The 19,122-nt window shown below is 37.1% G+C and carries 20 protein-coding genes and 2 pseudogenes; 14 read left to right on the top strand and 8 right to left on the bottom strand.

The features are described from left to right. From ON07_RS08805 to ON07_RS17440, 5 genes are all read left to right on the top strand, one after another. On the top strand, nt 1–478 hold a 478-nt coding region (locus tag ON07_RS08805; protein WP_010230220.1), incomplete at its 5' end, for a GNAT family N-acetyltransferase. A 15-nt stretch (nt 479–493) separates the two neighbouring features. Further along, the gene (locus ON07_RS08800; RefSeq protein WP_010230219.1) at nt 494–1,822 is read left to right on the top strand and encodes an MATE family efflux transporter; all 1,329 of its coding nucleotides are present in this window, start codon (nt 494–496) and stop codon (nt 1,820–1,822) included. Between the two features lie 176 nt (nt 1,823–1,998). After that, a complete protein-coding gene (locus ON07_RS08795; protein ID WP_010230217.1) occupies nt 1,999–2,766 on the top strand; it encodes an enoyl-CoA hydratase/isomerase family protein in 768 nt (255 codons plus the stop codon). Between the two features lie 45 nt (nt 2,767–2,811). Further along, nucleotides 2,812–2,976 carry a hypothetical protein gene (locus ON07_RS16695; RefSeq protein ID WP_010230215.1) on the top strand — a complete coding sequence of 55 codons (165 nt, stop codon included), beginning with the start codon at nt 2,812–2,814 and terminating at the stop codon, nt 2,974–2,976. A 4-nt stretch (nt 2,977–2,980) separates the two neighbouring features. After that, nucleotides 2,981–3,112 carry a hypothetical protein gene (locus tag ON07_RS17440; protein ID WP_010230212.1) on the top strand — a complete coding sequence of 44 codons (132 nt, stop codon included), beginning with the start codon at nt 2,981–2,983 and terminating at the stop codon, nt 3,110–3,112. On the opposite strand, the gene ON07_RS08790 is transcribed toward ON07_RS17440, so the two are convergent. After that, a complete protein-coding gene (locus tag ON07_RS08790; RefSeq protein ID WP_010230209.1) occupies nt 3,113–3,763 on the bottom strand; it encodes a 2OG-Fe(II) oxygenase in 651 nt (216 codons plus the stop codon). A gap of 141 nt (nt 3,764–3,904) precedes the next feature. On the opposite strand from ON07_RS08790, the gene ON07_RS08785 reads away from it, so the two are divergent. Then, the gene (locus tag ON07_RS08785; RefSeq protein WP_010230206.1) at nt 3,905–4,357 is read left to right on the top strand and encodes a 6-pyruvoyl trahydropterin synthase family protein; all 453 of its coding nucleotides are present in this window, start codon (nt 3,905–3,907) and stop codon (nt 4,355–4,357) included. Between the two features lie 172 nt (nt 4,358–4,529). Continuing rightward, entirely contained in the window at nt 4,530–5,294 is a 765-nt protein-coding gene (locus tag ON07_RS08780) for a UDP-2,3-diacylglucosamine diphosphatase (RefSeq protein WP_010230203.1), read from the top strand. A 341-nt stretch (nt 5,295–5,635) separates the two neighbouring features. On the opposite strand, the gene recJ is transcribed toward ON07_RS08780, so the two are convergent. From recJ to ON07_RS08760, 4 genes are all read right to left on the bottom strand, one after another. Continuing rightward, the gene (gene recJ, locus ON07_RS08775) at nt 5,636–7,330 is read right to left on the bottom strand and encodes a single-stranded-DNA-specific exonuclease RecJ (protein ID WP_010230200.1); all 1,695 of its coding nucleotides are present in this window, start codon (nt 7,328–7,330) and stop codon (nt 5,636–5,638) included. Between the two features lie 97 nt (nt 7,331–7,427). After that, complete coding sequence (locus ON07_RS08770; RefSeq protein ID WP_010230198.1) at nt 7,428–7,997, bottom strand: uracil-DNA glycosylase family protein; 570 nt, start codon at nt 7,995–7,997, stop codon at nt 7,428–7,430. Further along, entirely contained in the window at nt 7,998–8,669 is a 672-nt protein-coding gene (rsmI, locus tag ON07_RS08765) for a 16S rRNA (cytidine(1402)-2'-O)-methyltransferase (protein WP_010230196.1), read from the bottom strand. Nucleotides 8,670–8,773: 104 nt separating this feature from the next. Then, nucleotides 8,774–9,517, bottom strand: coding sequence for a hypothetical protein (locus ON07_RS08760; protein ID WP_010230192.1), 744 nt, complete (start codon nt 9,515–9,517; stop codon nt 8,774–8,776). Between the two features lie 201 nt (nt 9,518–9,718). On the opposite strand from ON07_RS08760, the gene ON07_RS08755 reads away from it, so the two are divergent. From ON07_RS08755 to ON07_RS08725, 7 genes and pseudogenes are all read left to right on the top strand, one after another. Then, the gene (locus ON07_RS08755; protein WP_010230189.1) at nt 9,719–10,360 is read left to right on the top strand and encodes a thymidine kinase; all 642 of its coding nucleotides are present in this window, start codon (nt 9,719–9,721) and stop codon (nt 10,358–10,360) included. Beyond that, nucleotides 10,360–11,469 carry an alanine racemase gene (alr, locus tag ON07_RS08750; RefSeq protein WP_010230186.1) on the top strand — a complete coding sequence of 370 codons (1,110 nt, stop codon included), beginning with the start codon at nt 10,360–10,362 and terminating at the stop codon, nt 11,467–11,469. The genes ON07_RS08755 and alr overlap by 1 nt, the downstream gene beginning before the upstream one ends. A 58-nt stretch (nt 11,470–11,527) precedes the next feature. After that, complete coding sequence (gene mscL / locus ON07_RS08745; protein ID WP_010230182.1) at nt 11,528–11,953, top strand: large conductance mechanosensitive channel protein MscL; 426 nt, start codon at nt 11,528–11,530, stop codon at nt 11,951–11,953. 1 nt (nt 11,954) lies between these two features. Next, a complete protein-coding gene (locus ON07_RS08740; RefSeq protein ID WP_010230181.1) occupies nt 11,955–12,203 on the top strand; it encodes a hypothetical protein in 249 nt (82 codons plus the stop codon). Between the two features lie 231 nt (nt 12,204–12,434). Beyond that, a pseudogene (locus ON07_RS15025) lies at nt 12,435–13,440 on the top strand (aspartate-semialdehyde dehydrogenase). Nucleotides 13,441–13,510: 70 nt separating this feature from the next. Further along, nucleotides 13,511–15,671 (top strand): annotated as a pseudogene (locus tag ON07_RS15020) (prolyl oligopeptidase family serine peptidase). Nucleotides 15,672–15,810: 139 nt separating this feature from the next. Beyond that, the gene (locus ON07_RS08725; RefSeq protein WP_050915875.1) at nt 15,811–16,725 is read left to right on the top strand and encodes an ABC transporter ATP-binding protein; all 915 of its coding nucleotides are present in this window, start codon (nt 15,811–15,813) and stop codon (nt 16,723–16,725) included. 64 nt (nt 16,726–16,789) lie between these two features. On the opposite strand, the gene ON07_RS15015 is transcribed toward ON07_RS08725, so the two are convergent. From ON07_RS15015 to ON07_RS08710, 3 genes are read right to left on the bottom strand one after another with little or no spacing between them, the layout of a single operon-like run. Further along, entirely contained in the window at nt 16,790–17,164 is a 375-nt protein-coding gene (locus ON07_RS15015) for a transcription elongation factor (protein WP_155807201.1), read from the bottom strand. Between the two features lies 1 nt (nt 17,165). Then, complete coding sequence (gene mtgA / locus ON07_RS08715) at nt 17,166–17,837, bottom strand: monofunctional biosynthetic peptidoglycan transglycosylase (protein WP_010230175.1); 672 nt, start codon at nt 17,835–17,837, stop codon at nt 17,166–17,168. Nucleotides 17,838–17,861: 24 nt separating this feature from the next. Further along, on the bottom strand, nt 17,862–18,977 hold the full coding sequence (locus ON07_RS08710) for an NAD(P)/FAD-dependent oxidoreductase (RefSeq protein ID WP_010230173.1): 1,116 nt from the start codon (nt 18,975–18,977) through the stop codon (nt 17,862–17,864). Nucleotides 18,978–19,122 lie beyond the last annotated feature (145 nt).

The raw sequence follows: 19,122 nt of genomic DNA, 5'->3' as shown, positions 1-19,122 counted from the left end.
AAAAAAGCTCACAGAAGCCTGCGCGGTTGGCATGCAGCAATTAGGCATCTTTCAATGGAATGAGCATTATCCCTCACTCGAAAAACTTCAGCAAGATATAGATCACAAAGAATTATATGTATTGGAAGAAAGCGATCAGATTCTAGGGATTATCGTTTTATCTGAAAATATGGATGAAGAATATATTCCGGTCTCATGGCTTTCTCCTTCTGAAAAAAATCTTTACATCCACAGATTAGCAACACATCCCGAGAGTTGGGGAAAAGGTTATGGACAAAAATTGATGGATTTCGCTGAAGAATTTGCCCAAAAACTAGATTTTATATCTATTAGATTAGACACATTTAGCCTAAATAAGAGGAATCAGAAATTCTATGAAGCCAGAGGTTATCAAAAATTACAAGATATTTACTTTCCAAAGCAAAGCGCTGCGCCATTTCATTGTTATGAGCTGGTATTAAAAAAGAACCCGCTCTAATTTATTTCTAACTACTTGTCTTCTACAATAAGTTTTAAAAACATCAATAAAATTGCTATTCCAGCCATTATCGCCGGGATTGCAGAACCGCTTATATCATTAACAGATATTGCAATTATTGGGAATGTAGATACAAATCCTATTGAAGCTCTGGCAGCCGCAGGAATTGTAGGTTCTTTCCTTTCTGCCATTATCTGGATCGTAGCACAAACAAAAACTGCAATTTCCTCTATTGTTTCTCGGCATCTGGGATCAAATAGGCTTCATGCAGTAAAAACCTTGATTCCACAGGCTATTGCTTTCAACTTTTTATTTAGTTTGATTATTTATGCGGTTACCGGTTTTTTTGCAAATAGCATTTTTAGCGCTTATAATGCAGAAGGCTTGATTTTGAATTACGCTGAAGAATATTATCAAATACGAGCAATTGGGTATCCGCTTACCTTGGTGACATTTGCCATCTTTGGAGTGTTTAGAGGGCTACAAAACACACTTTGGGCAATGAAATGTAGTCTTACAGGAGCAATTGTAAATGTTGGTTTAGACTATTTATTGGTGTACGGAGTAGAGGATTATATCCCTGCTATGCATTTAAAAGGAGCTGCCATCGCCAGTTTAGTTGCTCAAGCTGTGATGCTAATAATGGCTTTATGGTTCTTCTTTAAAAAGACGCCTTTTCATTTAAAATTAAGTTTTAATATCAATCCGCAATTAAAAGGCTTATTGCTAATGGCCGGGAACTTATTTATTAGAACCGCTGCGCTTAATTTTGCGATCTATCTTGCCAATGCTTATGCCACAGATTATGGGAAGAATTATATCGCCGCGCAAAGTATTCTCATGAACATTTGGCTATTCTTCGCGTTTTTTATAGATGGGTATGCAAATGCGGGAAATGCCATTGGAGGGAGACTATTGGGAGCTAAAGATTATGTAAATCTTTGGGAGCTCAGTAAAAAGATCAGCAAATACTCGGTGTTAATCGCGCTGATTTTAATGGGTATTTGTGCCTTATTTTATAATGAGATCGGACTCATCTTTAACAAAGAGGCTAGCGTACTTGTTTTATTCTCTTCTGTATTTTGGCTGGTGTTGTTAATGCAGCCCATCAACGCCATAGCCTTTATGTTCGATGGGATCTTTAAAGGATTGGGAGAAGCCAAATATTTGAGAAACCTTTTGTTGGTAGCCACTTTTTTAGTCTTTACCCCTATTCTCCTTATTTGCGATTATTTCGGCCTAAAATTATATGCCATTTGGATTGCATTTTTTGGATGGATGCTCATTAGAAGTAGCGCCTTGGTGTTTCAATTCCGAAGAAAATATTTAAAGAAGGAGATTTAAAGGCTAGAGATTTTTCAATATGTTTTACTCCTTTCAGAATGACATCAAGAAGCGTTTTGTCATTCCGACGAAGGAGGAATCTCAAAAAAAATATTTAGGCTGCCTTAATCTTCTTGAATTATTAAAAGCTTTCAAAGCATTCTCTTTATCTTTACATTTGAAAAAATCTATTTCTTATGAGCACTACCCGCGAGAACGGAAGTTTATATACCAGCATTCAAAATAAAATTGCCACTATAGAATTTGGGCATCCTGCCAGTAATTCTTTTCCTTCAGAATTGTTGGAAAGGCTACGAAAGGAGTTTCAGAAATTATCAGATAACGAAGAGGTAAATGTGATCATCCTTAAATCTGAAGTTGAAAAAGCCTTTTGTGCAGGAGCTTCTTTTGATGAGTTAGTGGCGATTGAAAATTTAGAACAAGGCAAAAAGTTTTTCTCAGGCTTCGCTAATGTGATAAATGCGATGAGAGCTTGTAAGAAATTGATCATTGGGAGAATCCATGGAAAAACCGTTGGAGGTGGTGTTGGCTTAGCGGCTGCTTGCGATTATGCTATGGCCACAGAAGCTGCTGCAATTAAACTTTCTGAACTTACCATAGGAATAGGTCCATTTGTTATTGCTCCTGCAGTAGAGCGGAAAATGGGATTGGCTGCGTTATCGGAGTTGAGCCTTGCTGCTCACGAATGGAAAAATGCGTATTGGGCACAAGAAAAAGGACTTTTTGCAAAGGTCTTCGATTCAATTTCAGATCTTGATAAAGAAGTAGCGCTGTTATCAGAAAAATTAGCCTCATACAATCCGCAAGCCCTACAAGAGATGAAAAATATCCTTTGGGAGAATACTTCTCATTGGGATAACTTATTAATAGATCGCGCTGCAGTTTCGGGAGAGTTAGTGCTTTCAGAATTCACTAAAAATGCCTTGGCAAAATTTAAAAAATAGCTAGATCAATGGAAATAATGAGTATATTTCTATAAAATTATAGCTATGCCATTTCAAATAGAGATTCCAAAAGACAAGCAACCAAGACCGGAACAGGAATGGGGATTTACTATTTGGGAATTCTTTTTGGAAAATAAATGGTATTTCTTTGCCATCTTCTTAATTGTTGCCATCTTTCTGTATTCCAGAAATTACATCAAAAAACACTAGCCTAATGACTCAAAATGATGTCCCCGTAAGTGAAACCACTTACGATATTTTCTCGTTTCTAAGCGGAATGGGGTTTTGGATACTTCTTGCCCTTGCACTTATTGGAGTATTCCTTTACAAGAAATTTAAAAAATAATTAACGCGTTTTCAGCCACCCGGTAATGCTCAATCGCATGGTGTTAACAGGTTTTACTTCGTGCTCTAGGATCTGACTTTCAAAAACCACTACTCTCCCTGGAAAAGGATAAATAGTTATTGGGTTTTCTACACCATTATCATTTTTATAGATCACTAATTCCCCGCCATTTTCCGGTTTCCAATCTTCATCATTTAAATAGCAAACTAAAGATAATTTGCGCCTGTCATCATTCTGAAAAGTGTCCAAATGTCTTTTATAAAAAGTGCCTGTTGGATATAAAGCATAATGGAATTCCTTAAAGAGAATCCCTAAAAAACAGGTTTTATTTAAGTAGGCGATAAATGGATTTATCTTGTTGAAAAAGATCTTTTCATTTTCTCCTGCGTCAGCTTCATTCAACCAAAGAATAAAATCTCCACGAACAGATTTTTCAATCACTTCATTAACGCGATTCCCAATTGCCGCCTTTTTAAAATTATCCTCTTCGTACTTTCGCAATAGGGTGGCACGCAGCTTTTCCACTTCTTCCAAGCTAAAAAAATCATCTACAATGCTGTATTGATTTTCAACCAAATCTGTGATAATACGTTCGTAGAGCGGATTCTCTTGAAACTCTAACTGCTCGTACAACTCTGCTATTTCCGTCATCATCTTACTTTTTAAGAAAAATTGTCGCGTTTACTCGTGAAGTTACCAATATAAAAGCACACAAATGTAAGTCAAGAAAGCTTTAATTGTATCTAAAACTTTTAGAAGGAAAATCTAGTATCTTTGCATCAAATTGTAGTTATGAGTAAGATTAGGATCACCAAACAATTTTCTTTTGAAACCGGACACGCCCTTTACGGCTACGACGGGAAATGCAAAAATGTACACGGCCATAGTTACAAATTAAGCGTAACGGTAATTGGAACGCCAATTACAGATACCAACAACGTAAAATATGGGATGGTGATAGATTTTAGTGACCTTAAAAAGATCGTGAAATCGGAGATTGTAGATAAATTCGATCATGCTACCGTTTTTAACAAGAACACCCCACACATCGAGCTTGCCAAAGAGTTGGAAAACAGAGACCATAGTGTAATCTTGGTAGATTACCAGCCAACCAGTGAGAACATGGTGATAGATTTTGCCGAAAAGATTAAAAATCAATTACCATCTCAAATCCAGTTATTTTCTTTAAAACTACAGGAAACAGATACCTCTTTTGCAGAGTGGTATGCTACTGATAATCCTTAGGGCGCAACCTTGCCAAAAAGCAAGGTCGGGCTGTTCGCTATATCCCCGATAAAGATCGGGGGATGCCGCTGCCATCCCTTGCGCAAATTTTCAATTCTAATTTTAGTGCCGAAAATTTCATAGATCTGCTCCTTTCCTAAAATAGTTATATTTACACGTCCAAACTCGAAACATGAATATTCCGGAAGGCAAAAAAATATACTTTTCAAGCGACAATCATCTAGGAGCGCCTACTCAAGAGGAAAGCAAACCTAGAGAAGCAAAGTTTGTAAAATGGCTGGACGAGATAAAGGAAGATGCCGCTGCCATATTTTTGTTGGGAGATCTTTTCGATTTCTGGTTCGAATATAAACATGTAGTGCCAAAAGGCTTTGTGCGCACCTTAGGTAAACTAGCCGAGATACGTGATAGCGGAATCCCAATCTATTTCTTTGTTGGGAATCATGATCTTTGGATGAACGATTATTTCGAAAAAGAACTCAATATCCCCGTTTTTCATCAGCCAAAAGAATTCGAATTCAATTCCAAATTATTCCTAATTGGTCATGGTGACGGATTAGGCCCGGGCGATACGGGATACAAGCGTATGAAAAAAGTGTTTACCAATCCGCTCTCCAAATGGTTGTATAGATGGTTACACCCGGATATTGGTGTGCCTTTAGCGCAACATTTATCGGTAAAAAACAAGATAATCTCCGGAGTAGAAGATCAAAAATTCTTAGGCGAAGAAAAGGAATGGCTAATTCAGTATTCCAGAAAAAAACTGGAGACCAAACATTACGATTATTTCGTGTTTGGGCATAGGCATCTCCCAATGCAAATAGACCTCAACGCAACTTCAAAATACATCAACCTCGGAGACTGGATCTCTCATTATACTTTTGGGGTTTTTGATGGGGATACTATGAAATTAGAAAAACTCCATCTAGAAGAATAATGTCAAACTGAGCTTGTCAAAGTTTCTTCATTAGTAGATTCACAATGCGACATCCCGATGCTTCGGGAAATGTGACAAATATTTAATGTCACTTCGAGAGTCCCGATAGCCATCGGTGGAGAAGTCTTTGATGTAATAAAGTGATCCTTTTGAGATTCTTCACTTCGCTGCTCTTCGTTCAGAATGTCATTTGCTTAGTTTTGTCATCCCGACGGGAGGAGGGATCTCTAGTAAAGATAAATCTCTTCCATAGAGATTCTTCAATTCGTTTCACTACTTTCAGAATGACATACTAACCTTGTCACTTCGAGCGTCCCGATAGCTATCGGGAGAGAAGTCATTTAAGCCTTAATATCCTTTAGTTTTAACTGCAAACTCACATTTCCATTCCACTCATTTTCATCTATAGAATACACCGCATCAAAAGATTGAGAATTGGTAATAAGATCTTTTTTCGGTCCCAAATTAAAACCAATTGCGCCAATCTGGCTGTTATTATTGCCTTGTTTCACAGCACATTTTAAGTGAAGATCGTCTCCTCCCACACATTTTCCGTAACCTGTATCTTTTAGATTAGTACTCAAAAAAACAGGCGACATATTCCCCGGGCCATGTGGTGCAAATTGCTTCAATATTCTATGAAATTTCGGAGTGATATCTGCTAATTTTATTTCGGCATCAATACCGATTTCTGGGGTTAGCATATAATTTTCGATACTCCCGGAAACAACTTCTTCAAACTTTTTCTTGAAATCATCATACTGAGATTCAGCTAAGGTCAATCCTGCGGCATACATGTGCCCACCAAATTGCTCGATATGTTCTGTACAAGCCTCCAACGCATTGTACACATCAAATCCTTTTACTGATCTCGCAGAAGCAGCTAACTTATCACCACTTTTTGTGAACACTAAAGTGGGACGGTAATAGGTTTCTATCAATCTACTCGCAACAATTCCAATCACTCCTTTGTGCCAGTCTTCCTGATACACCACCGTGGTAAATCGCTCTTTTTCGTCTAAATCTTCCACTTGCTGCAAAGCTTCAACAGTAATACTTTTATCGGCATCACGCCTTTCTGAATTATAAGCTTCAATTTCTGAAGCAAATTGCCTGGCAACTTCCATATCATGTTCCACTAGCAAATTCACAGCATGTAAGCCATGTTTCATTCTTCCCGCAGCGTTGATTCTTGGTGCAAGAATAAATACCACATCGGTAATCGTGAGGGTTTCTTTTTTAATTTGGTCAATAATTGCTTTGAAACCAGGTCTTGGAGCCACATTTATAACATGAAGACCATGATAAGCCAAAATTCTGTTCTCTCCCGTGATTGGAACAATGTCTGCTCCAATTGCCGTTGCTACCAGATCTAAATATGGCAAAAGTGTATCTAAAGTGATATCATTTTTGACGTTCCAAGCTTGCAACAATTTAAAGCCAACGCCACAACCGCAAAGTTCTTTATAAGGATATTCGCAATCTTCCCTTTTTGGATCCAGAACAGCAACTGCTTTTGGAATTTCTGCTCCCGGCCGGTGATGATCGCAAATAATGAAATCTATATTTTTTTCAGCAGCATAAGCTACTTTTTCGATCGCCTTGATTCCGCAGTCTAAAGCAATAATGAGTGAGATATCATTATCTGCCGCAAAATCGATTCCGATATAGGAAATGCCATAGCCTTCCTCATACCTATCCGGGATATAAGAAACCACATTGGGGTAAAAAGTCTTTAGATAAGAAGAAACCAAAGCGACACTTGTTGTGCCATCCACATCGTAATCCCCAAAAACCATGATATTCTCCTCTTGCTCTATGGCTAGCTCAATTCGCTCGATAGCCTTCTCCATGTCCTTCATTAAAAAAGGATCGTGCAAATCCTCTATAGAAGGTCTAAAGAATTTTTTAGCTTCCTCAAAAGTTTCTATTCCTCGTTGCACTAACAATGATGCTATAGGTGTCTCAACTCCCAGTTTGGAAGCAAGCATGCTCACAGTTTCACGGTTAGGTTTTGGCTTAAGCGTCCAGCGCATATAATTTTAAGATTGAAAAGTGATTACAAAGGTATTGTGATTCAATTTAAATATAGCCTAATTAGGGAGTAGAGACTTTCTTTTTGATGTTAAAAAATCAGGATACTATTGAAGCAATCTTACGTTGAAGTTTTGGAACCACCTTTTCTTCAAACCAAGGATTTTTCATTCTCCAAAATCTATTTACAGGTGAGGGATGTGGAATTGTCCAGTATTTGGGAAGGTATTTCTCATATTCCGCGACTTTTTCGGTGAGCTTCGTTTTTTCTTCAGCCAAATAATAGTTGGAAGCATAGGAACCAATAAGTATGATTAGCTCGATTTTATTTAATTCTGAAAAAACCTGATTATGCCAAAGAGGAGCGCATTCTTTTCTAGGAGGTAGATCACCGGTTTTTGCTTTTCCGGGATAACAAAATCCCATCGGGAGAATTGCGAAATTTGAGGTGTTATAAAAAGTGTCTTCATCCACGCCCAGCCATTCTCTTAATTTCTTACCACTTTGATCTTTCCAGGCAATCCCCGATTCATGCACTACCCTACCCGGAGCCTGACTAATTAATAAAATTTTGGAATCTTCAGTCGCCTCTATAATTGGGCGAGCACCATTAGGTAAATGCTTTATGCAAACTTCACATTGCCTTATAGTATCTAATAGTTGTTGCATTTATGCCTTCCCATTAACCACGATCACAATTTCACCTTTTGGGGGTTTGTTTGTGTAGTATTCCAAGACTTCCTTAGCGGTACCTCTTATAGTTTCTTCATGAAGTTTCGTGATTTCTCGAGATACGGAAACCAATCTATCCTCTCCAAAATATTCCATAAAACTGGTAAGCGTTTTTTTTAATTTATGCGGAGACTCATAAAATATAATGGTTCTGGTTTCTTCGGCTAAAATCTTAAAACGAGTTTGGCGACCCTTTTTTGGAGGTAAAAAGCCCTCAAACACAAATTTATCGTTAGGGAAACCACTATTCACCAGAGCTGGAACAAATGCCGTTGCACCGGGTAAACAATCTACCTCTATTCCTTCATTTACACACTCCCGTGTTAATAAAAAACCCGGATCGCTAATAGCAGGAGTTCCTGCATCGCTAATTAAAGCAAAGGTTTCTCCATTTTTAATTCTTCTAACTATATTTTCCACCGTTCTATGCTCATTATGCATATGGTGGCTTTGCATTGGGGTATTAATTTCGAAGTGTTTCAATAATTTCCCACTGGTGCGGGTATCTTCGGCAAGAATAAAGTCTACTTCTTTTAAAACTCGGATCGCTCTAAGGGTAATATCTTCTAAATTACCAATAGGTGTTGGGACTAAATATAATTTTGCCATAAAAAAGTAAACTTAATCCCTCATTGAGGATTTAATTTTCAACCTAAAAATTATCGGGAGATAACTCCTTGGTTTTCTCTGAGATTTTTGAATCCAGAAAAGATTTAGTGATTGAATTTATTTTCTACTAAAGTCATAAACCGCTCTTCGTATTCTTCTTTTCCTTCCCAGTTTTTATAATCTGGTTTTACCACTTGCTGAATAAACCTATGAGCATCGTCAAGATTATCAAACGTGTTCAATTGAGAGATTACTCGGTTATAATCGTTTGTATGTCCATCGAATAGGTGCTTAATAAAGGATAAGCGCTCATTAAGCCCGATATTAATTCCTTTTTTTAGTCGGTCGTTTAGAGATCTAGGCTTTTCTTTTTCCTGTTTTTTTACAGGCTCAAAACTTGGAAGATTATCGTAATCTACCCCGATATCTCTAAAATCGTTCTTTTTAAATTCTGAAGTGTTTTCTGGTAACTTCCCATTGCTGCTTTTAGAAATGATATTCTCTACCATACTATCTACATGCTCTGTTTCCGGAGGCATTTGCGCAACAATATCCTTTATCATTTCGGTGTTAAGCTCCGTGATTGCCTCAGTGTCATTATACTCCGTACCATCTGGTAGGTAATCATCTTTAGTGGATTCCTTCTCCTTCTTCGGCTCACTTCTTTGAATGCTTTCAGAAGAAAATTCTTCCATTTTAGATAAGTTTTCTTCAGTAAAAGCCAGAATAGTCAACTTTTCATAAAGCTCTTTCGCCATCTTTTTTAGATTAGCAGTAGAAGCTCCGGAAGAAGTGTCTAGTATATTAGTTGCAAGATTTTTTAATTCAGATTCCAATTTCTTTTTCATCACAAATATTATTTTTATTTAGAAGATAGATACAATAATGTGCAATAATGCTACCAAGTTTCATTTATCTTAGCTTCCATAAGTTTTAATTGGTTTACAAATTTACTTTAACCAACAGCCACCTCGGTTGTATTTTTAATAAATTTGTTTCAACTTTATGCCGCTTAGGTATAAATCCTAAACTGCACTGAAAATTACAAAATGTTTCTCGAAAATACAGTAAATCATAAGGAGCAATTTGGCTGGATAGAAGTAATTTGTGGATCGATGTTTTCCGGAAAAACCGAAGAATTGATCCGCCGACTCAAACGAGCCACTTTTGCAAAACAAAAGGTAGAAATTTTTAAACCTGCCATAGATAAACGCTATCATGAAGAGATGGTGGTGTCTCACGATGCTAATGAAATTAGATCTACGCCGGTTCCATCTGCGGCAAATATTCGCATACTAGCCGATGGCTGCGATGTTGTAGGCATAGATGAAGCTCAGTTTTTCGATGATGAAATAGTAACTGTTTGCAACGATCTCGCAAATAGTGGAATTCGCGTAATTGTTGCCGGACTGGATATGGATTTTAAAGGAAATCCTTTTGGACCAATGCCAAATCTAATGGCAACTGCAGAGTATGTTACCAAGGTACATGCAGTATGCACAAGAACCGGTAACCTTGCTCAGTTTAGCTATAGAAAAGCAGTTAATGATGATTTGGTTTTTTTAGGAGAAAATGAAGAATACGAACCTTTAAGTAGGGCTGCCTATTTTAAAGCGATGCTTAAGGAACGGGTGAAACAGTATTCTGTAAAAGATGCAGAAACTGTAGATCCGGGAAAAACACCTACCTAATGTCTACTGTTCACGAAACTACGCTGGAGATCAATTTAAAATCTCTGGAACATAATTACAATTATTTAAAATCAAAAATCGCCAAAGATGTCAAATTAATGGGCGTCGTGAAGGCTTTTGGATATGGTAGTGAATCTGCTGAAATAGCTAAAAAGCTAAGTGCTTTAGGTGTTGGTTATTTTGCCGTTGCCTACACTCAGGAAGGGATTGCGCTTAGAGATGCAGGTATTACTGAGCCAATTCTGGTTCTACATCCACAATCTGCCAATTTCGAAGAAATAATTGAAAGGTGTCTTGAGCCTAGTATTTACAGTGAATTTGTGCTGAATGCTTTTATCAAGACTGCAGAAAAGCTCGGACAAAAAGAATATCCTATTCATTTAAAACTAAATACCGGTTTAAATAGACTTGGTTTTATTGCTCCTGAATTAAATAAAGTTTTTGAATATCTAAAAAAATCTGATGCGGTAAAGGTAAAATCTATTTTTTCTCATCTTGCGGCAAGTGAAGATTGGAAGGAACGCGAATTCACTTTACAGCAACTGGGAAAATTCAGAAAAATGGCATTTAGCATCTTTCAAAATCTTCAATACAAACCCTTGCTACATATCGCTAATACTTCGGGAATCATCAATTATCCGGAAGCGGCTTTTGATATGGTGAGAAGTGGAATTGGTCTTTATGGTTTTGGGAATGACGAAAAGATAGATGAAAATCTAAAACCTATTGGCACTCTAAAAACGATTATTTCACAGATCCATGAACTCGCACCTGGAGAAAGTGTGGGCTATAATCGAGCTTTTACTGCTTCAGAAAAAACTATGACCGCAACATTACCAATTGGGCATGCAGATGGGGTTAATAGGCAATACGGGAATGGTCGCGCAGGTGTTTTTATAAAAGATCAATATGCGCCAATAATTGGGAATGTGTGTATGGATATGCTTATGATAGACATTACTGGCATAGATTGTAAGGAAGGTGATGAGGTAATCCTTTTTGGTGGACCTCAGCATCCAACGGTATTTGCTGCAAAAGGGAATACTATTTCCTATGAATTAATTACTGGAATCTCCCAACGCGTAAAACGTGTTATTGTTGAGGAATAATTTTTACAACTAATAATTTTCTTTAAATTGTGCTAACTAACTATAAACCCTAATAAATATGTCTTTTCTTTCAGATTTTAAATCCTTTTTAATGAAAAAGGATATTGTTGCTTTAGCTACAGCTGTAGTAATTGGAGCAGCATTTAATAAAGTAATCTCCTCTGTGGTTGCAGATATATTTATGCCTGTTATTGGTGTTTTAACGGGAGGAACAGATTTCTCTCAAAAGTTCATCTCGCTGGATGGCCAAAAATATGCCACTTTAGAAGCTGCACAAGAAGCGGAGGCCGCGGTACTTACTTACGGAAATTTAATTCAAGCAATCATCTATTTTATATTGGTTGGGCTCTTTGTGTTTTTGTTTTTGAAAGCTTACGAGAAAACTAAAAAGAAAGAAGAGGAAGCTGCACCGGCACCTAAAGGTCCTACTCAGGAAGAATTACTTATGGAAATTAGGGATGAGCTGAAAAAGCAGAATTCTTAAAATGAAAAATATATATTTCTATTATTGCGCATTAATATTGCCATTTGCAATTCTAATTTTATTAATGAATAATAAATATATAAACTCTTGGGTTTTCTTTGGATTAATTATTTTTTATACGGTGGTGTATAGAACTTATATCGACGGTCTAAGACTTGTGAGCAAAGGAATCATTAAAAAATCTGAAATCTGGAAGATCGCTTACAACGGTAGTAGATTTCAATATTTTAAAGAATTATATTTTAAATAAAAGTATAGCGCGATCACCGCTACATTATATATTCTAAACCTAAACCCTTCACTATGTGGAGGGTTCTTTTTTTAACTAATTTTAAAAATGTGTATAATTCTGTAGAATCCGCTTAAATTAATGTCTGCAAACTATTCAGTTATTTTTTAGTACAATACATTTGCAAAGAAAATTAAAAACAATAATTAGAGAATTCAAACAGTTCTCTAATTCAATTATAGATAAGATAGCATGAGAGTAGCAGTAGTTGGCGCCACCGGAATGGTTGGGCAAGTAATATTAAAGGTGTTAGCAGAAAGAAATTTTCCCATTTCCGAATTATACCCGGTAGCATCCCAAAAATCTATTGGAAATAGCATAGAATTTAATAATAAATCCTTTAAAGTAATTGGCCTGGAAGAAGCGGTTGCGCTAAAACCAGACCTTGCACTCTTTTCTGCTGGTGGAGATACTTCTCTACAATGGGCCCCAAAATTTGCTGCAGTTGGAACTAAAGTGATCGATAATTCTTCTGCTTGGAGAATGGATCCATCAAAAAAATTAGTGATCCCGGAAATTAATGCATCAGAACTTTCTTCTGAAGATCTAATTATTGCAAATCCAAACTGTTCCACAATTCAGATGTTAATGGCCTTAAAACCATTGCACGATATTTATAAAGTGAAGCGAGTGGTGGTTTCAACCTATCAATCCATCACGGGAACGGGTGTAAAGGCGGTGCAGCAGTTAGAAAATGAATATCAGGATACTAAAGGAGAAATGGCATATCCTTATCCAATTCATAAAAATGCGATTCCACATTGCGATGTGTTTACAGATAATGGATATACTAAGGAAGAGATGAAACTTTCCAATGAAACCAAAAAAAATCTTAGGAGACGAATCTGTTCAGGTATCTGCTACTGCAATTAGAATCCCTGTTGTTGGCGGGCATAGTGAATCGGTGAATATTGAATTTGAAAACGACTTTGATGAAAATGAGGTGAGAAAATTATTAAGTGAATTTCCGGGAGTTACAGTTCAAGATAATACTTCAGTAAACACCTATCCTATGCCAATTTATGCCGAAGGAAAAGACGATGTGTTTGTTGGTAGAATTAGAAGAGATTATTCTCAGCCAAACACTTTAAATATGTGGGTAGTTGCCGATAATCTAAGAAAAGGTGCGGCTACAAATGCGGTTCAAATAGCCGAATATCTTTTAGAAAAAGGATATTTAAACAACACTATTGACTAAGTATCTGGAAAAATGTAACTTAGAGCTCTTATTGCGCTACTTATAGCGCATAAAACATTCTAAAACCATTATGAGAAAACTATTAATCGGAATTATTGCAGCAGGAACCCTTTTTGCTTGTAAAGAAGATTCCAAAAAAGAGCAAGCAGAAGTATTGAAATATCCAGAGACCAAAAAAGTAGATACTGTTACCAATTATTTTGGAACCGAAGTTAAAGATCCGTATCGCTGGTTAGAAGACGATAGAAGCAAAGAGACCGAAGAATGGGTAAAAGCAGAGAATGAGGTTACTTTTGATTACCTGGCAAAAATTCCTTACAGAAAAGATCTTAATAATAGACTCACCCAACTTTGGAACTATGAGAAATTAGGTGCTCCTTTTACTGAAGGGGATTACGATTATTTTTATAAGAATGACGGACTTCAAAACCAATATGTTGTTTACAGAAAAAAAAGCTGGTGATGGTGAAGCCGAATTATTTTTAGATCCGAATAAATTTAGCAAGGATGGAACTACTTCTTTAGGCGGATTAAGTTTTTCTGAAGATGGAAAACTAGCTGCTTATAGTATTTCTGAAGGTGGAAGCGATTGGAGGAAAGTAATCCTTTTGGATACCGATTCTAAAAAAGCTATTGAAGATACCTTGATAGATATAAAATTTAGTGGGATTTCTTGGAAAGGAAACGAAGGTTTTTATTATTCCAGTTATAAAAAACCAAAAGGAAGTGAGCTTTCAGCAAAAACAGATCAGCACCGACTTTTCTACCACAAACTTGGAACTAAACAAAGTGAAGATAAATTGGTTTTTGGAGGAACAGCAGCTCAAAAACACCGATATGTGGGTGGCTATGTAACAGAAGACAACAATTACTTATTTATCTCAGCTAGAAATTCTACTTCCGGCGGGAAATTATTCATGATGGATCTTACCAAGCCAAATCCAGAATTGGTAACCTTGATTGGCAATGAAGATACAGATAGTTATGTGATAGAAAATGATGGCAGCAAACTTTTTATTGTGACCAATCTTAATGCGCCAAATAAAAAGATCGTTACGGTAGATGCTGTAAATCCAAGTTCAGAGAATTGGAAAGATTTTATACCTGAAACTAAAAATGTGTTATCCCCATCTACGGGTGGTGGCTATTTCTTTACCGAGTATATGGTAGATGCGGTTTCTAAAGTAAAACAATACGATTATAACGGAAAATTAGTGAGAGATGTGGAATTGCCCGGTGTAGGTTCTGTTGGTGGTTTCAGCACTAAAAAGGATAAGGAATACTTATACTATTCTTTTACCAACTACGTAACTCCGGGAAGCATCTATAAATATGATATTAAATCTGGTAGTTCAGAATTATATAATAAACCAACTATAGATTTTAATCCTGAAGATTACGAAAGCAAGCAGATTTTCTTTACTTCTAAAGATGGAACTAAAGTTCCTATGATCATCACTCATAAAAAAGGAATTGAGCTTAATGGAAAGAACCCAACCATCCTTTATGGATATGGAGGCTTCAATATTAGTTTAACACCCTCTTTTAGCATTGCAAACGCAGTTTGGATGGAGCAAGGTGGTATTTACGCTGTGCCAAGTTTACGTGGAGGTGGAGAATATGGAAAAGAGTGGCATGACGCAGGGATTAAGATGAAAAAACAAAATGTTTTTGACGATTTTATCGCTGCAGCAGAATACTTAATTAAAGAGAAATATACATCTAGTGACTATTTAGCAATTCGCGGTGGTTCCAACGGAGGTTTGTTAGTAGGTGCAACCATGACACAGCGTCCGGAACTAATGAAGGTTGCATTGCCTGCAGTTGGGGTAATGGACATGTTGCGTTACCATACCTTTACTGCCGGAGCAGGATGGGCCTACGATTATGGTACTGCTGAAGATAATAAAGAAATGTTTGAATATTTATACGGATATTCTCCTGTTCAAAATGTGAAGGAAGGAGTTGAGTATCCTGCAACAATGGTTACAACCGGAGATCACGACGATCGAGTTGTGCCAGCACACTCCTTTAAATTCGCAGCAGAATTACAAGAAAAGCAAGCGGGTAACAATCCTGTTTTAATTAGAATTGAAACTAAAGCTGGTCACGGGGCCGGGAAACCAACTGCGATGATTATTGACGAATACGCAGATATCTTTGCTTTTACCCTTTACAATATGGGATTTGAAGTTTTGCCTGAAAAAGTGAACGACAAAGTGAAGGGATAGTCATTCAAAATATACTAATGCAATGAGGTCGGGAATAAACTATTTCCGACCTTGTTATTTATACGAATTCAATAGAGAAATATGCTGAAATTAAAAAAAAGTCTCTTTTGGTTACAATGAAAAACCGGTATTAAAGAAGATCAATGTACAGATAGCCGAAGGAGATCATGTTTCTCTAATTGGGGAAAGCGGTTGTGGAAAAAGCACTTTACTACAGTTAATCTACGGACTTCATCACACCGATGGCTTTGTTTCCTGGAACGGAACAGAATTACAAGGTCCAAATCATAACCTAGTTCCCGGAGAGCCATTTATTAAATATTTAGCACAAGATTTCGACCTCATGCCACCGTTAACGGTTGCTGAAAATGTTGGAAAACATCTTAGCAATGCTTATCCAAGAAAGAAGAAAAAGCGAATACTAGAGCTATTAGAAGTGGTAGAAATGACGGAGCTTGCCAATACCAAAGGAGGAGACCTAAGCGGCGGGCAGCAACAAAGGGTTGCTTTGGCAAGAGCTTTAGCGAACAAGCCGGAATTATTGTTACTGGATGAACCATTTAGCCATATAGACCATTTTAGAAAGAATAATCTTAGGCGAAAGCTATTTGCTTACTTAAAAGAAAATAAGATCACCTGCATTATAGCCACCCATGACAGCACCGATGCACTTTCATTTGCAGATAGAACTATGGTGCTTAAAAATGGTAAAATTTATGCGAATGCTAGTCCTCAGGAATTGTATAACAACCCGCCTAATAAATATATCGCGTCGCTCTTTGGAGATATTAATGAAGTGATGTTAAGATCGATCTCTCCCGAAGAGACAAATCGAAAAATGATCTTATTATATCCTCATGAAATTAAGCTGGGCAAATCTTCAGATGTTCAAGTTGAAGTGCTGGACTCTTATTTTAAAGGAGGAAATTTTCTAATAAAAGCAATGCTGAAAAACCAAATCATCTATTTTGAAAATACTGAAGAAATTGTAGCTGGAGAAACTGTTACTATTAAAATAGATAAAAACCTGATAACCTCCAGAACCCGAAATTAATCGATAGAAACGATTTTACCGGATACCGCATTAAAGCTAAAATTATCTCCAACAGATTTGCCAATTAAGCTTGAGCAATTGGAGAACCAGCGCCAATCACATATATCTTTTTAGCATCGAGTTCCACTTCACCAATAGGAATGCAGATAAAATAAGTCGCATTAGTAGCTTTTACCAAGCTTCCCAATTTAACTGTTTTAGAAGATCCATTGCGTTTTGCCACTTCTAAGGTTACCTGTAGTTGTTGAAATTGCTGCAACTGAGTGGAGAGCTTCTGGATTTCGATATTTATCATTTCCCGGCTGGTTTCATACTTATCTCCAGCGCTGCTTTTGGACTCATTGGTTAAAGCTGCTTCCAGATCTTGTATAGAATGAGAGATCCTACCTATCTTTTCTTCCAGATAGCTTGCACATTTTTTATATAGCTCCTCTTTCATATTAATTTTTAATGCTAAAAGGCCCATAATTCTGCATTTGTCGTACGATCCAGCTTTTTCTTTGAGAGATATAACTACTTGCAGGATTGGCTCTATAAACCCGCGGATTTGGAAGTACTGCAGCAATTGCGGCAGCTTCATAAGCCGTTAATTTGGAAGCAGGTTTTTTAAACCAGTGCTGAGTTGCAGCTTCGGCTCCATATATTCCCTGCCCCATCTCTATGCTATTTAGATACACTTCCATGATTCGCTCCTTGCTCCACATAGTTTCTATTAGCAACGTGAAATAAGCTTCCATTCCTTTTCTAAACCAATCTCTATTGGGCCATAAAAACACATTTTTTGCTGTTTGTTGAGAGATTGTACTTGCACCACGAATTCGCTTGCCATTCTTGTTGTTTTCTATCGCTTTTTCGATGGCTTTCATATCGAATCCGGAATGATTCAAAAAGTTCTGATCTTCACTGGAAAGTACTGCCAAGGGTAAATATCTTGAGATCTCATTATAAGAAACCCAATCGTGTTTAATAGGCTCTTCCGGATTTTCAAAATAGCGAATTGCCATAAGTGGCGTAGCAGGAACCGGCACCCATTTATAAAGTAGCACCATAAAAATGCTAAAAGCAATTAAACCTAGGATAAGCTTTAAAAGGAACCTGAAAAATTTCTTCATATATCGTTTATTATTAATATCTCACTACGAGATCAAATCTGCTAATTCTCTACCTACTAAACTACCAATGGCAACACCCATTCCGCCCAATCTAACTCCGCAATAAACATTTTCTGAAAGCTGTTTTACGATAGGTTTTTTTTGGACTCCAACTCCCATAATCCCGCTCCAGCGTCTATCTATTTCAAACTCTGTGTTAGGCAAAATAGTCTCTCTCAAAAGTGCATCTAATTTATTCTGAATAAGCTCGGTCTCTCCCAGCTGGGTTGTTTCCTCTGTTTTAAGGTCCAGATTTCTACCACCTCCCAATAGGATACGATTATCGATATTTCTGAAATAATAATAGCCTTTATCTAAGTGAAAAGTTCCTTGTATCTGAAGGTTTTCTATAGGTTTGGTAATAAGGACCTGAGCTCTCGCGGGTTTAACCGATCCTAATCCTAGCTGAGCAGCAAAACCGTTGGTTGCGATCAAGAGTTTATTTGTGGAAAACTCAAATTGATCGGTCTTAATATTTACTGTAGAATTTCCTTCTGAAAACTCTTCCACAGTGATGTTGTTCAGGATTTTGATTCCTGCATTTAATGCCTTTTGAAGCAAGGCTTCCATCATTTTCCCGGTATTGATCTGCCCTTCAAATTTGTTGAAGATCAGTGTCTCTTCGATTTGGTTAAAACCGAATTTATCCGGGCCAAAACTAAACACATTCTCCTTAAAAACAGGGTGTAAAAGTGTATTTACATAATCCATTTTAGATTTACATTCCTCTAAAAGAGATTTGTCTGCCGGAATAAAAAGCTCATAACTCCCCCAAAGATTGAAGTCTATGGTGTCATCCCTCAAGGTTTTCCGCAACAACGCCAATCCATCTACCCTTTTTTGAACCAATTGCACCACTTCTTCTTCTGAATGCGAATTAAGATCGTCCAGGATCTCTGATAGGCTTCCAAAACATGCGAATCCGGCATTTTTAGTGCTCGCTCCATTTGGCAAGAAGCCGCGTTCCAAGATAAGAATGTTTGCTTTTGGAAATTTGTCTCTGAGACGGAGAGCCGTATTAAGACCAACAATTCCGCTACCGATTATAGTGTAATCTACATTAGTAAGCCAGGATTGGTATTCCCAGTAGGATAAGTTCATGTGCTGAATTTAGCAGTGAAATTACGGAAAGTTTTGGAGAATTTTCAATGGTGAAAAAGACTTCTCTCCCGATAGCTACCTTAGGTTTGAATTATTATTTTTAAAGTAAGAGCTATATTATTGAAACCTGTCAGCGACCCAGCGA

The organism is Gillisia marina (assembly GCF_000258765.1).
Classification (GTDB): Bacteria; Bacteroidota; Bacteroidia; order Flavobacteriales; family Flavobacteriaceae; genus Gillisia; species Gillisia marina.
Note: the sequence above shows the minus strand (reverse complement) of the source record. Positions and strands in the feature narration are given on the sequence as shown.

What these genes read in the sequence shown, in the direction of transcription:
- alr (WP_010230186.1), top strand. Translation starts at nt 10,360, where the DNA reads ATGTCTACTGTTCACGAAACTACGCTGGAGATCAATTTAAAATCTCTG.
- ON07_RS08795 (WP_010230217.1), top strand. Translation starts at nt 1,999, where the DNA reads ATGAGCACTACCCGCGAGAACGGAAGTTTATATACCAGCATTCAAAAT.
- rsmI (WP_010230196.1), bottom strand. Translation starts at nt 8,669, where the DNA reads ATGGCAAAATTATATTTAGTCCCAACACCTATTGGTAATTTAGAAGAT.
- ON07_RS08780 (WP_010230203.1), top strand. Translation starts at nt 4,530, where the DNA reads ATGAATATTCCGGAAGGCAAAAAAATATACTTTTCAAGCGACAATCAT.
- ON07_RS08785 (WP_010230206.1), top strand. Translation starts at nt 3,905, where the DNA reads ATGAGTAAGATTAGGATCACCAAACAATTTTCTTTTGAAACCGGACAC.
- ON07_RS15015 (WP_155807201.1), bottom strand. Translation starts at nt 17,164, where the DNA reads ATGAAAGAGGAGCTATATAAAAAATGTGCAAGCTATCTGGAAGAAAAG.
- ON07_RS16695 (WP_010230215.1), top strand. Translation starts at nt 2,812, where the DNA reads ATGCCATTTCAAATAGAGATTCCAAAAGACAAGCAACCAAGACCGGAA.
- ON07_RS08710 (WP_010230173.1), bottom strand. Translation starts at nt 18,977, where the DNA reads ATGAACTTATCCTACTGGGAATACCAATCCTGGCTTACTAATGTAGAT.
- ON07_RS08755 (WP_010230189.1), top strand. Translation starts at nt 9,719, where the DNA reads ATGTTTCTCGAAAATACAGTAAATCATAAGGAGCAATTTGGCTGGATA.
- mtgA (WP_010230175.1), bottom strand. Translation starts at nt 17,837, where the DNA reads ATGAAGAAATTTTTCAGGTTCCTTTTAAAGCTTATCCTAGGTTTAATT.
- ON07_RS08790 (WP_010230209.1), bottom strand. Translation starts at nt 3,763, where the DNA reads ATGACGGAAATAGCAGAGTTGTACGAGCAGTTAGAGTTTCAAGAGAAT.
- ON07_RS17440 (WP_010230212.1), top strand. Translation starts at nt 2,981, where the DNA reads ATGACTCAAAATGATGTCCCCGTAAGTGAAACCACTTACGATATTTTC.
- ON07_RS08760 (WP_010230192.1), bottom strand. Translation starts at nt 9,517, where the DNA reads ATGAAAAAGAAATTGGAATCTGAATTAAAAAATCTTGCAACTAATATA.
- recJ (WP_010230200.1), bottom strand. Translation starts at nt 7,330, where the DNA reads ATGCGCTGGACGCTTAAGCCAAAACCTAACCGTGAAACTGTGAGCATG.
- mscL (WP_010230182.1), top strand. Translation starts at nt 11,528, where the DNA reads ATGTCTTTTCTTTCAGATTTTAAATCCTTTTTAATGAAAAAGGATATT.
- ON07_RS08770 (WP_010230198.1), bottom strand. Translation starts at nt 7,997, where the DNA reads ATGCAACAACTATTAGATACTATAAGGCAATGTGAAGTTTGCATAAAG.
- ON07_RS08740 (WP_010230181.1), top strand. Translation starts at nt 11,955, where the DNA reads ATGAAAAATATATATTTCTATTATTGCGCATTAATATTGCCATTTGCA.